Origin of the sequence: Stappia sp. MMSF_3263 (assembly GCF_030733745.1) — a bacterium.
In the GTDB taxonomy this organism is placed as follows: domain Bacteria; phylum Pseudomonadota; class Alphaproteobacteria; order Rhizobiales; family Stappiaceae; genus Stappia.
Genome location: NZ_JASHIK010000033.1, coordinates 1 through 13661, shown reverse-complemented (window position 1 = coordinate 13661; position 13661 = coordinate 1). Strand labels below are relative to the sequence as shown.

At 68.0% G+C, this 13661-nt stretch carries 14 protein-coding genes; 6 read left to right on the top strand and 8 right to left on the bottom strand.

Translation table 11 applies throughout. The features are described 5' to 3' along the window. Positions 1 to 28 precede the first annotated feature (28 nt). The 4 genes from RBB46_RS22040 to RBB46_RS22025 all read right to left on the bottom strand — a co-directional run bounded on the left by RBB46_RS22040 (position 29) and on the right by RBB46_RS22025 (position 3936). Positions 29 to 1078, bottom strand: a complete 1050-nt coding sequence (locus tag RBB46_RS22040; RefSeq protein ID WP_281685558.1) for a TRAP transporter substrate-binding protein — start codon at positions 1076 to 1078, stop codon at positions 29 to 31. 130 nt (positions 1079 to 1208) lie between these two features. Continuing rightward, complete coding sequence (locus tag RBB46_RS22035; protein ID WP_306031210.1) at positions 1209 to 2531, bottom strand: TRAP transporter large permease subunit; 1323 nt, start codon at positions 2529 to 2531, stop codon at positions 1209 to 1211. Continuing rightward, positions 2531 to 3127, bottom strand: coding sequence for a TRAP transporter small permease subunit (locus tag RBB46_RS22030; RefSeq protein ID WP_306031209.1), 597 nt, complete (start codon positions 3125 to 3127; stop codon positions 2531 to 2533). The genes RBB46_RS22035 and RBB46_RS22030 overlap by 1 nt, the downstream gene beginning before the upstream one ends. Before the next feature lie 2 nt (positions 3128 to 3129). Continuing rightward, the gene (locus RBB46_RS22025; protein WP_306031208.1) at positions 3130 to 3936 is read right to left on the bottom strand and encodes an N-formylglutamate amidohydrolase; all 807 of its coding nucleotides are present in this window, start codon (positions 3934 to 3936) and stop codon (positions 3130 to 3132) included. 203 nt (positions 3937 to 4139) lie between these two features. Here RBB46_RS22025 and RBB46_RS22020 point away from each other — a divergent pair, with 203 nt between their 5' ends. Continuing rightward, entirely contained in the window at positions 4140 to 5060 is a 921-nt protein-coding gene (locus tag RBB46_RS22020; protein ID WP_306031207.1) for a MurR/RpiR family transcriptional regulator, read from the top strand. Between the two features lie 41 nt (positions 5061 to 5101). On the opposite strand, the gene pcaQ is transcribed toward RBB46_RS22020, so the two are convergent. After that, positions 5102 to 6022, bottom strand: a complete 921-nt coding sequence (gene pcaQ, locus RBB46_RS22015) for a pca operon transcription factor PcaQ (protein WP_306031206.1) — start codon at positions 6020 to 6022, stop codon at positions 5102 to 5104. 103 nt (positions 6023 to 6125) lie between these two features. Here pcaQ and pcaD point away from each other — a divergent pair, with 103 nt between their 5' ends. From pcaD to RBB46_RS21990, 5 genes are read left to right on the top strand one after another with little or no spacing between them, the layout of a single operon-like run. Next, entirely contained in the window at positions 6126 to 6920 is a 795-nt protein-coding gene (gene pcaD / locus RBB46_RS22010; RefSeq protein ID WP_306031205.1) for a 3-oxoadipate enol-lactonase, read from the top strand. Then, positions 6917 to 7363, top strand: a complete 447-nt coding sequence (gene pcaC / locus RBB46_RS22005; RefSeq protein WP_306031204.1) for a 4-carboxymuconolactone decarboxylase — start codon at positions 6917 to 6919, stop codon at positions 7361 to 7363. Before pcaD ends, pcaC begins: the two co-directional genes overlap by 4 nt. Beyond that, the gene (pcaH, locus tag RBB46_RS22000; protein WP_306031203.1) at positions 7353 to 8072 is read left to right on the top strand and encodes a protocatechuate 3,4-dioxygenase subunit beta; all 720 of its coding nucleotides are present in this window, start codon (positions 7353 to 7355) and stop codon (positions 8070 to 8072) included. Before pcaC ends, pcaH begins: the two co-directional genes overlap by 11 nt. Beyond that, complete coding sequence (gene pcaG, locus RBB46_RS21995; protein WP_306031202.1) at positions 8072 to 8638, top strand: protocatechuate 3,4-dioxygenase subunit alpha; 567 nt, start codon at positions 8072 to 8074, stop codon at positions 8636 to 8638. Before pcaH ends, pcaG begins: the two co-directional genes overlap by 1 nt. Continuing rightward, complete coding sequence (locus RBB46_RS21990) at positions 8638 to 9984, top strand: lyase family protein (RefSeq protein WP_306031201.1); 1347 nt, start codon at positions 8638 to 8640, stop codon at positions 9982 to 9984. The genes pcaG and RBB46_RS21990 overlap by 1 nt, the downstream gene beginning before the upstream one ends. Positions 9985 to 10019: 35 nt before the next feature. Here the strand turns inward: RBB46_RS21990 and RBB46_RS21985 are convergent, their stop codons facing one another. From RBB46_RS21985 to RBB46_RS21975, 3 genes are read right to left on the bottom strand one after another with little or no spacing between them, the layout of a single operon-like run. After that, positions 10020 to 10964 (bottom strand): ABC transporter permease, encoded by a 945-nt coding sequence (locus tag RBB46_RS21985; RefSeq protein ID WP_306031200.1) that lies wholly within the window; start codon positions 10962 to 10964, stop codon positions 10020 to 10022. Further along, entirely contained in the window at positions 10961 to 12040 is a 1080-nt protein-coding gene (locus RBB46_RS21980; RefSeq protein ID WP_306031199.1) for an ABC transporter permease, read from the bottom strand. The genes RBB46_RS21985 and RBB46_RS21980 overlap by 4 nt, the downstream gene beginning before the upstream one ends. Continuing rightward, the gene (locus tag RBB46_RS21975; protein ID WP_306031228.1) at positions 12037 to 13599 is read right to left on the bottom strand and encodes an ABC transporter ATP-binding protein; all 1563 of its coding nucleotides are present in this window, start codon (positions 13597 to 13599) and stop codon (positions 12037 to 12039) included. Before RBB46_RS21975 ends, RBB46_RS21980 begins: the two co-directional genes overlap by 4 nt. Positions 13600 to 13661 lie beyond the last annotated feature (62 nt).

Here is a 13661-nt window from a genome sequence, read left to right as displayed (position 1 = left end):
GACTGAGAGGTCAGGGAAGGACCGGCACTCAGCCGTAGCGATAGGGCCGGCCGGCCTTCTTCATGTCGGCATTGTACTTCTTGAAGATGTCGACGACCTTCTTCTTGGTCTCGGATTCAGCCGCGATCTCGTCCCAGAAGGTGACCGCCGCGTCCTCGACCTGCTGCCATTCCGCGTCGGGAATGCTGGTCAGTTCCATCTTCGTGCCGTCGACGCGAAGGCTCGCCTCGCCGCCCCAGTACCACCACTGGCGGTAGTAGTGCGAGGCATCCATGGCCAGCTGCAGCATCGTCTTGAGGTGATCGGGCAGCTCGTTCCACTTGTCCATGTTGGCGAAGAACGAGCCGGCCCATGCGCCGGAAATGTTGTTGGTGAGGAAGTAGTTGGTCACGTCGGCCCAGCCGACGGTGTAGTCCTCTGTGATCCCCGACCAGGCGACGCCGTCGAGCTCGCCCGTCTGCACCGCGACCTCGATGTCCTCCCAGGGCAGGGTCACCGGCACGACGCCGAACTGGGCAAGGAAGCGGCCGGCGGTCGGGAAGGTGAAGACGCGCTTGCCCTTCAGGTCCGCAAGGCTGCGGATCGGATCCTTGGTGGCGAAGTGGCAGGGATCCCAGGCACCGGCCGAGATGTGCTTGACGCCGACCTTGGCGTATTCCTCTTCCCAGATCTCCTTCAGGCCGTACTGGTTGAACAGCACCGGCACGTCCAGCGAGTAGCGGCTGGCGAAGGGAAAATAGCCGCCGAAGACGGTCACTTCCGTGGGCGAGGCCATGGAGTCGTCATCGGACTGGACCGCGTCGATGGTGCCGCGCTGCATGGCACGGAACAGTTCGCCCGTGGGAACCAGCTGGTCGGCGAAGAAGAGCTCGATCTCCATCTGGCCGTTGGCAGCCTTGTTGAAGGCATCGATATGCGGCTTGATGACATGCTCGGCCAGCGCCGCGCCCGCATAGGTCTGGAGGCGCCACTTGATCGGCGCCTGGCCAAGAACGGCGGGAGCGGCGAGCGTGGAAGCGCCGGCGGCAGCAACGGTGCCAAGGCCGGCCTTCTTCAGAAAATCGCGTCTGTTGGTCATCTGTCATTCCCCTTGGTTTCAATGCAGAGATGCGGCCCGCGCCCGTGCTTCTTGGTTTTTGCGGCGCGATCGTTCAAAGCGGTTGCGGTCCTCCTTGTCTCTCGTGTTTCACCAGTGCCGGGCGCGCTGCTCAGCGGCCGTAGACATACTCCGGCAGCCACAGCGCGATCTGCGGAAAGATCATGATAAGCGCGAGCGCCAGCACCATCACCATGACGAAGGGGGTGATGGAGCCGTAGATGTCGCGCAGGGTGATCTCGGGCGGCGCCATGGCGCGCATCAGGAACAGGTTGTAGCCGAAGGGCGGCGTCATGTAGGCGATCTGGGTGGTGATCGTGTAGAGCACGCCATACCAAACGAGATCGAAGCCGAGCGCCGCGACCAGCGGCACGTAGAGCGGGGCGACGATGACCAGCATCGCCGTGTCGTCGAGAAAGGTGCCCATCAGCAGGAACGAGATCTGCATCAGGATCAGGATCATCCAGGGATCAAGGCCGAGCTTCTCGGTGAACAGGCTCTCGATTGCCTTGACCGCGCCGAGCCCGTCGAAGACGGCGCCAAAGCCGAGCGCGGCGAGAATGATCCACATGAACATGCAGGAGATCGCCAGCGTCTGGCGCAGGCAGGTTTCGAACACGGTCCGGTTCATGCGTCGCTTGACGACGGCGGCCAGAAACGCCGTCATGGCGCCAATGGCGGAGCTCTCGACGAGAGAGGTCCAGCCATTGACGAAGGGCACCATCATCGCCGCGAAAATCACCAGCGGCAGAACGCCGGCGCCCAGCAGGCGGAACTTCTCCGCCATCGGCACATTGCGCTCCTCGGCACTGAGCACCGGGCCCAGCGAGGGGTTCAGCCGGCAGCGGATATAGATGTAGACGACGAACATGGTCGCCATCATCAGGCCCGGTACGACGCCGGCGAGCCAGAGCTGGCCGACGGGGGCGCGGGCAATCATGGCGTAGAGGACGAGAACGACCGAAGGCGGCACGAGAATGCCGAGCGAGGAGCCGGCCTGGATGACGCCGGTGACCATCTTCTTGTCGTAGCCGCGGCGCAGCAGCTCGGGCAGGGCGATGGTGGCGCCGATCGCCATGCCGGCGACCGACAGGCCGTTCATCGCCGAAACCAGCACCATCAGGCCGATCGTGCCGATGGCAAGGCCGCCCGAGACCGGACCCATCCAGACATGGAACATCTTGTAGAGATCGTCGGCGATCTTCGATTCCGACAGGACATAGCCCATGAAGATGAACATCGGCAGGGTCAGAAGCGGATACCACTTCATCAGCTTCATGGCCGCGGCGAAGGGAACGTCCGACCCGCCAGTGCCCCAGAGCGCAAGGGCCGCGACCGCCGCGACGCCGCCGATCGCGCCGAAGACGCGCTGGCCGGTGAGCAGCATCAGCATCATCGAGGCGAACATCAGCAGCGCGATCATCTCGTAGGACATCAGATTTCCTCTCCGCGGATACGCGCGATGTCCTTGATCAGCTCGGAAAGCGCCTGCAGAAGCATCAGGAAGAAGCCGAGGCACATGATCGCCTTGATCGGCCAGAGATAGGGGCGCCAGGCGGTCGGGCTGCGCTCGATATAGCCAAGCACCTCGCCGGCCGCATCCGGCCCGCCGGTGACGAAGGCAACCGCCAGATCCTTCAGGAAGACGAAGGGCTCGGTGCCGAAATGGCCGAGCGAATAGGCGGTCGAGCCGATGCCGCCATAGAAGAGCACGCAGAGATAGAAGATCAGCACCAGAACGGTGAACGCGTCGAACCAGGCCTTCTTCTTCACGCTCCAGCCGGCATAGAAGAGGTCCATGCGCACGTTCGAGCCGAGCTGGATCGAATAGGGGCCGCCGAGAATGTAATAGGCGACCATCGCGAACTGGGCGACTTCCAGCGTCCACAGCGAGGGGACGAAGAAGGTCTTGGAGACCGACGACCAGAGCAGGATCGCGACCATGACGAAGACGCCATACATCATCACCCGGCCGAGGCGGTGGTTGACGGCGTCAACGACGGCAACGTAGTGGCGCAGCACCACCGGCATCCTCACCCTCCCTCGCCAAGCGCGACCAGCGCCGCCTTGAGCGCGGCGTCGAGCCGCGCGGCCCAAAGGCTCTCCCCGGCGGCGTCCGCGATCTCGTCATTGCGCACCTCGACCATGACACAGGCAAGACCGCGCGCCTCACCATGGCGACCGACCGTGTAATAAACCCCGTCGCCGGGCGCATAGGGCTGGTTGTCGCCGACATCGGCAATGCCCTGGCGCACGAGATCGGCGATCATCGCATCGGCGACGCGCCGGTCCCGGTTGGACAGGATGCCGACCGGCCAGGGCCGGGAAACGCCCTTGTAGACAGGGGTGTAGCTGTGGATCGAGACAACCACGCTGGCCAGTCCGTCGGCGGCGCGCGCGTCGAGCACCTCCCCGATGCGATCGTGGAAGGGCGTATGGGCGAGGGCAATGCGCCTTGCGCGCTCGGTTCCGGGCAGGTCCCGGTTGCCGGGCACCTCGGTCAGCTCGCTGAGCGCGGGGATCAGGTCGGGCGCGGCCGTGTCGCGATTGCAGTCGATGACAAGGCGCGACAGGTCCGGCCAGACGAGCGGCGCATCGAGCAGCCGGGACAGGTGCCGCGACACGCCCAGCGCCCCGGGATCCCAGGCGATATGGGCGCGACGCGACGCGGCATCGAGACCAAGATCGCCGAACTCGGCAGGCAGCCGGCTGGAGGCGTGATCGCACAGCAGAACGATCGAACCGCGGCCCTTTGCATTGTCGACGCGCACGACATCCCCGCCCGCCTCGTTGCCGGCGCGTTCCGCAAGCCCGTTCTCGCGTGCCGTGTTCGGCCCCATGTCCCGCCCCCCGAGCCGCGTGCCTTCCGGAGAAATCGCAAGCGCTGTTCGATTTGTTACAAAATTGCGTTGAATTCCTCGTCCTGTATGATTTGATACATTGCGAACTCCAATGTCAATCGGCTTTCAGAACGGCCGCATCGGGTTCGCCGGCGACGGGGCGACCTGGCGGCGGGCTCTTTCCGGGAGGCGGATTGCACGACATGACACGGTCCCTTGCGGAGGAGATTCGCGACCGGCTGGCGGAATGCACGGTCACGGAACGGCGCGCGGCTCTCGCCCTTCTCGCCAATTATCCGGTGCTGGGGCTCGGCACGGTCGCCCAGTTCGCCCGGGCGGCCGGTGTCAGCTCGCCGACGATCCTGCGGTTTGCCACGCGGATGGGCTTTTCCACCTATGCGGCGCTGCAGACCCGCCTGCGAACCGAGCTGGAAGACCAGCTCAAGTCGCCGCTGGCCAAGGTCAAGGACGGAACCCGCGTCGGGGAGCCGGGCATCGGCGCCCTGGCGGAGGCGGCGCGCGCCAATATTGGCGACACGTTCCACCACCTGCCGGCGGCCGAGCTGGAGGCGGTCGTCTCGCTGCTGTCGGACGAGCGCCGCGACCTCTATCTGCTTGGCGGCCGCTTCACCGACGCGCTGGCCCGCTACATGGCCGCACATCTGCGCATCCTGCGTCCCGGCGTCGTGCACATGGCCGGCCAGGAAGGCAACTGGCGCGATGCCCTGCTCGACATTGGCCGGCGCGACGTGCTTGTCGTCTTCGACATCCGCCGCTACCAGGCCGATCTCGGCCGCGTGGCGGCCGCCGCATCGCGACGCGGAGCGACGATCGTGCTGGTCACCGACAGCTGGCTGTCGCCAATCGCCAGCGTCGCCGCGCATGTGCTGCCGGCACGCATCTCGGTACCCTCTCCCTGGGACTCCTCGGCCGCCCTCATGGTCATCGCCGAAACGCTGATCGCCGGCGTCACCGCCCGCGATCCCGAGCGCAGCGAACGGCGCATCTCGGCGCTCGAGGGCTACCGGGACGATGACGACCCCAAACGCGGCAGGACGGCCGACAGGGACAAGGGCAGGGACGAGAGCAAAGACGGGGATGGGGACGGGCCGCGCGAAACCTGACCCGCTCGCCGCACCGCGATGCCGTAGCTGCGTCAGGCTCCTCAGCTCAGGCCGCGCTGGGAGACGGCCTCGCGCATGGCCGACATGAACAGAAGAAGGTCGGGCGTGTGGGTCTCGGCCGCGCGCGTCGAGATGCCGACCGGCCCGAGCGTCAGCCTCGTGTCGACGGCAAGGGCGGCAAGCTGCCCCTCGGCCAGGTCATTGGCCACCACGCCGTTGGAGATGATCCACACGGCATCGGTGGTGCGGGTGAAGGAACGGCCGAAGGCGTTGGAGACAGTCTCGATGCGCTTCGGCAGGCGGCCGATGCCGTTGGCCACCATCAGTCGCTCGACCAGGGGCCGGATCGCCGCCGCCCGGTTGGGATACAGAACCGGAAAGGCCGGGAGACGGGCAAGATCTGGATCGCCGAGCAGCGGATGGCCGGGGCGCACGGCAAGCACCACCTGCTCGCTGTAGAGCTGCTGGAAGCTGAGGCCGATCATCGCGTCAGGCTGGCCGAGCCGGCCGATCACCACATGCAGGGCGCCGGTCCTCAGCTGGTCGAGCAGCAGCCCGTTCGGCCCGGTGACGATATCGAGCGTGGCGCCGCGGCCGCGCTCCAGATAGTAACCGGCCGCGATCGGAACGATGCTGGCGGCGACACTGGGCAGGGCCCCGACCCGCAACAGCCGGTCGGAACCCATGCGCACCTGTTCGATGCCGTCGATCCCCTCGCCAAGGGCGGCGACGGAAAGGCCCGCATAGTGGCGAAAGATCTCCCCTTCCGCGGTCAGCGCCACGCCGGCGCGGCCGCGCTCCATGAGGCCGACGCCAAGCAGGGTCTCCAGTTCCTTCAGCGTCTTGGAAATCGCCGGCTGGGTGACATTGAGCGAGTTGGCCGCCTCGGTCAGGCTGCGCAGCCGGGCGATCTCCAGAAACGCCTGCAAGTGCCGCAGCTTGATCCCGGACCCGACGCGCATCGAACTCCCCTTCCGGTTATACAAAACCGTCGATTTCTCATTTTACATTACCAATTATCGCGGTCATCCTGAAGCGGCATCAAGGGATCGGGAGACGAAAAGCGTGCAGGCGGTCACACGAAACGGACGCATTCTCAACACGGCGTTCCGGAAAGCCGGAGACGAAGCCGCGCCGGTTCTTGCCTTTTCCAACTCGCTCGGCACCGACTTCCGTATCTGGGACGAGGTGGTGGCGCGCCTGCCCGCCGACTGGGGCGTGCTGCGCTACGACACGGCCGGCCACGGCCTGTCGCCGTCGGGCGGCGCGATGAGCATCGACGACCATGCCGGCGACCTTGCAGCCCTGCTCGAGGCTTTCGACATCGACACGGCGGTGGTGGTCGGGCTTTCCGTCGGCGGGCTGATCGCCCAGTCGCTCGCCCTCAGCCGGCCGGAACGGGTCGCCGGGCTGGTTCTTTCCAACACCGGCATGAAGATCGGCACCTCCGAGATCTGGAACACGCGCGCCGACGCGATCCGGGCCGGCGGCATGGAAGCGATCTGCGACGCGACGATGGAGCGCTGGTTCTCCGGCGGGTTCCGCGCGAGGCAACCGGCCGAGCTGGCGCGCTGGCGGACCATGCTGGCGCATACGCCCGCCGACAGCTACATCGCGCTGGGCACGGCCATCCGCGACGCCGACTACTCGAGCCGCGCGGGCTCGATTTCCGCGCCCACCCTTTGCATCGCCGGCAGCGAGGACAGCGCCACCCCTCCGGCGACCCTGCAGGCCCTTGCCAGGACCATTCCCGGCGCCCGCTACGAGGAAATCGCCGACATCGGGCACCTGCCTTGCGTTGAAGTGCCGGAGCGCACCGCCGGGCTGATAGCCGGGTTCATCAGGGAGCATGTGACATGAGCCGTCCCGACATCCCGGCAGCCGATCCGTTCGGGGCCGATCCCCTGCACGCGGGCATGGCCACGCGCCGCGCGGTGCTCGGCGATGCCCATGTCGACCGGGCCCGCGCGGCGACCGATCCGCTCGATGCGCCGTTCCAGGAGCTGATCACCCGCGGCGCATGGGGCACGGTCTGGTCGCGCGACACGATCAGCCGGCGCGAGCGCTCGATGATCACCGTCGCGCTGCTGGCCGCCCTCGGTCATGACGAGGAACTGGCGATGCATTGCCGCGCGACGGCGCGCACCGGGGCGTCCCGCGACGACATTTGCGAGGCGCTCCTGCATGTGGCCGTCTATGCCGGGGTGCCGGCGGCAAACCGGGCGATCAAGATCGCCAGATCCGTGTTCGCGGAACTGGAAGAGAGCCGCAACGGCTCGGAAGGAGCCTCGCGTGACGACTGACTTCTACCGGCGCGACCGCGCCCAGCACCCGGCCCCCTACGCGCCGGGCTACAAGAGCACCGTCCTGCGGGCGCCGTTCCGGCCGCTGCACGCGCTGGAGCAGACCGCGCTCGACAAGACGGGCCCCGCGCTCGGCCACGCGCCGCTCGGACCGCTCGACCACGACCTGATCCGCAACGCGGCGACCACGGGCGACGCGCTCGGCGAACGCATCTATGTGTTCGGCCGGGTGCTCGACGAAAACGGGCGGCCGGTGCCGAACGCGCTGATCGAGGTGTGGCAGGCCAATGCCGCCGGCCGCTATGCCCATGTGCGCGACGGCTACCTTGCACCGCTCGACCCGAATTTCTCCGGCTGCGGGCGCTGCGTCAGCGACGCGGACGGGCGCTACCTGTTCCGCACGATCAAGCCCGGCCCCTATCCCTGGCCGAACAACGGCTCCGACTGGCGTCCGGCCCATATCCACCTGTCGATCTTCGGCGAGGCCTTCGCCCAGCGGTTGATCACCCAGCTCTATTTCGAGGGCGATCCGCTGATCCCGCTCTGTCCGATCGTCAACACGATCGCCGACAAGAGCGCTGTCGACCGGCTGGTGGCGCGGCTCGACCTGAGGAACCAGGAACCGTTCGACTGCCTCGCCTACCGGTTCGACATCGTGCTGCGCGGCCGACGGCAAACCCATTTCGAGAACCGTCCGGAGGGGCTTTGATGCGCGACCGCCTGCTTGAAACGCCGTCGCAGACGGCCGGCCCTTACGTTCACATCGGCACCGCGCCGCAATCCATCGGCCGGCCGCCGCTGATCAACCAGCCCGGCCCGGTGATCGAGAGCAATACCGGCGAAGCGATCGTCATCGAGGGAACCGTGCTCGACGGCGCCGGCGCACCGGTGCGCGACGCCATGCTGGAGATATGGCAGGCGGACGGGCTGGGACGGATTGGCGAGTTCGGTCTTTTCGGCCGTACCGTCGCGGATTTCTCCAGCGGTCTTTTCCGCTTCCAGAGCGTCCGGCCAGGCGCCCATGCACAGGGACACGCACCGCATGTGGCGCTGCTGATCTTCGCCCGCGGCATCAACATCCACCTGCATACCCGGATCTATTTCCCGCAGGACCTGGAAGCGATGGAACAGGACAGTGACATGAAGCGCCTGGAGCCGGAAGCGCGCGAGACGCTGATCGCCCGGGAGGCGGGACGCAACGAGGCGGGCCTGCCGGTCTACCGCTTCGACATCCGCCTGCAGGGTGCTGGCGAAACCGTGTTCTTCGACATCTGATGAGCGACCTGCCACCGAATTCGCCGCTCTACCTGTCGCTGTTCGGCGATGCGGAGGCGGCCCACCTGCTGTCCTCGGCCTCAGAGATCGCCTCCATGATCGAGGTCGAGCGGGCGATTGCCCGGGCCCAGGGCGCGGCCGGCGTGATTCCGGCCGGGGCGGCGGCTGCGATCGACGACAGACTTGCCGGCATGGCGCCCGATCCGGCCGAACTCGCGGCCGGAACGGCGGCGGCGGGCGTGCCGGTGCCCGCACTCGTCGCGGCCTTGCGCAAGGGACTGGAGCGGCCGGCTGCGGACTATCTCCACTTCGGCGCGACCTCGCAGGACATTGTCGACACGGCCTTGATGCTGCGCATCGCCCGCGTTCTCGATCTTCTCGACGGACGACTGGCGATGCTGGTCGCAACGCTTGCCGAACTGGCCAGGGCCCATCGCGCGACACCGATGGCCGGACGCACGCGGGGCCAGGTGGCGACGCCGGTCAGCTTCGGCCTGCGCGCCGCAAACTGGGCGCTGCCGCTCGCACGCTGCAGAGCGCGGCTGCGTGCCCTGCGCCGCGAAGGGCTGGTCGTGCAGTTGGGCGGGGCCTCCGGCGATCTGGCTGCAATGGGAGCGGGTGCCGGCAAGGCGCGGGCGATGGCCGATGCGGTCGCGATCGAGCTCGGGCTCTGCGGCGCGCTGCCGTGGATGGCCGACCGGCAACCGCTGCGCCGCGTGGCGGGCGAGCTCGGCGAGCTGGCGCTGGCGCTTGGCAAGGTCGGTGAGGACGTGATCCTGCTGACCCGCTCGGAGGTCGGGGAATTGCGGCTCGGCGAGGCGGGTGGCTCCTCGACCATGCCGCAGAAGCAGAACCCGGTCCGGGCCGAGGCGATGGTGGCGCTGGCCCGGTTCACAAGCGGTCTTGCCGGCCAGCTTGATGCCGGCGGGCTGCACCGCGAGGAGCGCGACGGGGCGGCCTGGATGGGCGAATGGCTGGTTCTGCCGCAGATGATGGTGGCGGCCGCCGCGGCCACGGCCCATGGCGCCGCGCTCTGCAGCGGGCTTCAGGTGATGGCGGAGGCGATGCTTGCGCGGCTTGCCGGCGATGGTGGGCTGTCGCTGGCCGAACAGGCGTCCTTCGCCCTGCTGCCGCATGTGGGGCGCGCCGCAGCGCAGGATCTGGTCAAGCGGGCGGCTGTGGAGACGCGGGCGAGCGGACGGCCGCTGGCGGAGACGCTGCGCGCGCTTACCGATGCGCCGCTCGGTTACGCCGCGCTCGCCGACCCGGATGCGGCGACCGGTCCTGCAGCGGCAATGACCGACGAGATGCTGGCCGAGATCGCCGCACTGCAAGCACGGGCCTGAGCACTCAGTTTCCGCCGCTGCCTAGGGTCAGGACCCTAGCGCTGGCCCTTGAAATAGGGTTTCAGCATGGCGCGCGGATAGTCGGCCTTGCGCGCGACGACGACGAGAGCGGCGATCGACAGGAGATAGGGCAGCATCAGGAAAACCTGGCCCGGCACGAAGGCGCCCACTTCCGTCTGCAACCGCACCTGGAATGCATCGAACGCACCGAAGAGCAACGCGCCGATGAGCGCCTTTCCCGGTCGCCATGAGGCAAAGACGGTGAGCGCGATGCAGATCCAGCCGCGCCCGTTGACCATGCCGAAGAAGAAGGCGTCGAAGGCCGACATGGTCAGGAACGCCCCGCCCAGCGCCATCAGGGCCGAACCGGCGACAATGGTTGCCATCCGCAGGACGGTCACCGACAGGCCCTGGGCCTCGACGGCCGAGGGGTTGTCGCCGACGGCGCGAATGGCAAGGCCGAGCGGTGTGCGATAGAGCACGAAACCGACGACCACGACCATGGCGAGCGCCAGGTAGGTCAATGCGGTCTGCTGCGACAGCACCGTGCCGATGAAGGGCAGGTCGGAGAGAAGCGGAATATCGAGCGGCTGAAAGGCCGTGATGCGCGGCGGCGAGGTGACGTCGGGTAGCGCGGTGCGATAGGCGTAGTAGCTGAGGCTCGTGGCGAAGAGCGTCACGCCGATGCCCGAGACATGCTGCGACAGGCCGAGCGGCACGGTAAGCACCGCATGCAGGAGCCCGAAACCCGCGCCAGCAAGGGCCGCGACGGCAACTCCGCCCCACAGGCCGGCACCGAGCCAGGCGGCCATCCAGCCGGCCATGGCACCGGCGGTGAAAATGCCCTCGATGCCCAGATTGAGCACGCCGGCGCGCTCGCACAGAAGCGCGCCGAGAACGCCGAAGATCAATGGCGTGGCGATGCGCAGGGCCGCGGCCCAGAAATTCGGCGAGGCAAGAATGTCGAGGATCTCGATCATGCGGCGCTGCCTCCCTGGCCGCGCCTGACAAGGCGGACCCGGTAGCGGACGAAGAGGCCGGAGACGAGCACCGCGATCAGCGACGTCGCCACGACCAGATCGGCCAGATAGTTGGAAACGCCAATGGCGCGGCTCATCGAGTCCGCTCCGACGAAGACGCCGGCGATGAACAGCGCCGCGACAACCACGCCGAGCGGCGACAGGCCGGCAAGCATGGCGACGACGATGCCGGCATAGCCAAATCCGGGCGAAAGATCGGCGGTGAGGTAGCCCTTGAGGCCGGCAACCTCGCCAACGCCGGCAAGCCCGGCGAGGGCGCCGCTCATCAGCGCGACGCGCAGGAAGGTGGCCGTGACCGGAATGCCGGCATGGCGCGCGGCGTCCTGGTTCTCGCCGACGGCGCGAATCTCGAAGCCCCAGACGGTGCGCTTCAACAGGACATGGACGACAAGGGCGGCAACCAGCGCGATGAGGAGCCCGGCATGGACGCGCATGCGGGCCATCAGCTTGGGCAGGGTCGCCTCCTCGAGCATCGGCTCGGATTGCGGCCAGCCCATGCCCATCGGGTCCTTCATCGGCCCTTCCAGCATCATCTGCACGAAGAGCAGGACAATGAAGTTCAGCAGCAGGGTGGTAACCACCTCGTCGGCGCCGAGTCGCACCTTGAGCAGGGCGGGAACGAGCATCAGGAGCCCGCCGGCTAGCGCTCCGGCAACCACCACCGCCGGCACCATCAGAAGGGGCGGCAGGGCGAGCGCACCGGAGCCGACAGCGACGGCGGCCAGCGCCCCGGCATAGAGCTGGCCCTCGCCGCCGATGTTCCACAGCCGGGCGCGGAAGGCGAGCGCGGCGGCAAGACCGGTCAGCACCAGCGGGGTGGCGCGGGCGAGCAGTTCGGAGAAGGCGAAGAGCGAGCCGAAGGCCCCCTTCGCCATCAGCGCATAGGCATCGAGCACCGGCGCGCCGGCGGCCATGATCGGCAGGGCGGCAAGTGCCAGCGCGGCAATGGCGGCCGCGACCGGAGCACCGAGGCGCAGCAGCGGCGGAACGTTTTCCCGCGGTTCGAAGCGGATCATGCGGCTTCGTCCTCACTGACATGGCCGGCCATCATCAGGCCGACACGGGCACGGTCGAGCTCGCCGGCCGGGCGCGGTGCGCTCAGCCGGCCGCGATGGATCACCGCCACCCGATCGGACAGGGCGAAGAGCTCGTCGAGATCCTCGGAGATGAGAATGACGCCGGCGCCGCGCGCGCGCGCCTCCAGCAGGCGGCGATGCACGTCGCCGGTGGCGCCGATGTCGAGGCCGCGCGAAGGCTGGGCGGCGAGCACGACACGCGGCCCGGCATCGAGGGTGCGGGCAAGCACGATCTTCTGGATGTTGCCGCCCGACAGGAGCCGCGCCACCGCGTGGCCGCCGGGACAGCGGATGTCATAGGCGGCGATCGCCTCCTTCGCCCGCGCGGCAATGGCGGCGAAGTCGAGCAGTCCGAAGCGCTGGTAACGCGGCGAGCGGATCTCCTCGATGACGAGATTCTCGGCAACGCTCATGGCGCCGACGACGCCGTCGCGATGGCGGTCCTCGGGGATGCGGGCCAGGCCGGCGGCGATCATCGCACGCGGGTCGCCAGCGGGAATGTCCTTCCCCGCAAGACGCAGGCTGCCGCGCTCGGGTCGTTCGAGGCCGGAGACAAGGCGGGCGAGCATCGACTGGCCGTTGCCGGAAACGCCCGCCAGCCCGAGGATCTCGCCGGCATGCAGCATCAGGGATATGTCGTGGACGGCATCGCGTCCGGTGCCGCACGAGACGGCGTCGAGCGTCAGAAGGGCCGGACCCGCTTCGCGCGGCTCGCGCCGGCTTTGCGTGAGAGCGTGGCCGACCATCAGTTCGGCAAGCTTCTGGCGGTCGCAGTCGGCGGTCGGCAGGTCGGCGACCTTGCGGCCGAGGCGCAGCACCGCGACCCTGTCGGAAGCGGCCAGCACCTCGGCAAGCTTGTGGGAGATGAAGACGATGGCAAGACCGCGTGCCGCAAGCTCGCGAAGCGTCGCGAACAGCGTGTCGGATTCCTGCGGCGTGAGCACCGCGGTCGGCTCGTCGAGGACGAGCACGCGGGCATCCCGGTAAAGCGCCTTGAGGATCTCCACCCGCTGCTTCTCGCCGACGGAGAGCCTCGAGACACGCGCGTCGAGATCAACGAGAAGGCCGGAGCCGCGCATCAGCTCGTCGAGCCGCCGGCGCGCGGCGCGGGTCGCGATCGCGGGCGCCAGCAGCGGGCCGGTGCCCAGCACGATGTTCTCGAAGGCGGTCAGGTTCTCGGCCAGGGTGAAATGCTGGTGCACCATGCCGATGCCGGCGGCGAGCGCCGCATGCGGCGAGCCGGGCTCGAGCGGCGCCAGACCGCCACCTGGAGAGGCGACGCGAACATGGCCCTCGTCGGCGACATAGTGGCCGAAGAGAATGTTCATCAAGGTGGTCTTGCCGGCGCCGTTCTCGCCGAGCAGGGCAACGATCTCGCCCGCATGCAGGTCGAGATCGACCGCCTCGTTGGCAGTCAGGGCGCCGAAACGCTTGGTGATGCCGGTGAGCGAGAGAACGATGTCGCCGTCGCTGTCAGATGCGGGCCGGGCCCTGGACATGGCCACTCCGGTGCGGAAGAAGTCGCGTTGCTGGAAGCTGCGCATCCCGCGCGCCGGCGCAA

Excerpts from the sequence above, each read along its gene's own strand:
- RBB46_RS22040 (WP_281685558.1), bottom strand. The coding sequence starts at position 1,078 with ATGACCAACAGACGCGATTTTCTGAAGAAGGCCGGCCTTGGCACCGTT.
- RBB46_RS22035 (WP_306031210.1), bottom strand. The coding sequence starts at position 2,531 with ATGTCCTACGAGATGATCGCGCTGCTGATGTTCGCCTCGATGATGCTG.
- RBB46_RS22030 (WP_306031209.1), bottom strand. The coding sequence starts at position 3,127 with ATGCCGGTGGTGCTGCGCCACTACGTTGCCGTCGTTGACGCCGTCAAC.
- RBB46_RS22025 (WP_306031208.1), bottom strand. The coding sequence starts at position 3,936 with ATGGGGCCGAACACGGCACGCGAGAACGGGCTTGCGGAACGCGCCGGC.
- RBB46_RS22020 (WP_306031207.1), top strand. The coding sequence starts at position 4,140 with ATGACACGGTCCCTTGCGGAGGAGATTCGCGACCGGCTGGCGGAATGC.
- pcaQ (WP_306031206.1), bottom strand. The coding sequence starts at position 6,022 with ATGCGCGTCGGGTCCGGGATCAAGCTGCGGCACTTGCAGGCGTTTCTG.
- pcaC (WP_306031204.1), top strand. The coding sequence starts at position 6,917 with ATGAGCCGTCCCGACATCCCGGCAGCCGATCCGTTCGGGGCCGATCCC.
- pcaG (WP_306031202.1), top strand. The coding sequence starts at position 8,072 with ATGCGCGACCGCCTGCTTGAAACGCCGTCGCAGACGGCCGGCCCTTAC.
- RBB46_RS21990 (WP_306031201.1), top strand. The coding sequence starts at position 8,638 with ATGAGCGACCTGCCACCGAATTCGCCGCTCTACCTGTCGCTGTTCGGC.
- RBB46_RS21985 (WP_306031200.1), bottom strand. The coding sequence starts at position 10,964 with ATGATCGAGATCCTCGACATTCTTGCCTCGCCGAATTTCTGGGCCGCG.
- RBB46_RS21980 (WP_306031199.1), bottom strand. The coding sequence starts at position 12,040 with ATGATCCGCTTCGAACCGCGGGAAAACGTTCCGCCGCTGCTGCGCCTC.
- RBB46_RS21975 (WP_306031228.1), bottom strand. The coding sequence starts at position 13,599 with ATGTCCAGGGCCCGGCCCGCATCTGACAGCGACGGCGACATCGTTCTC.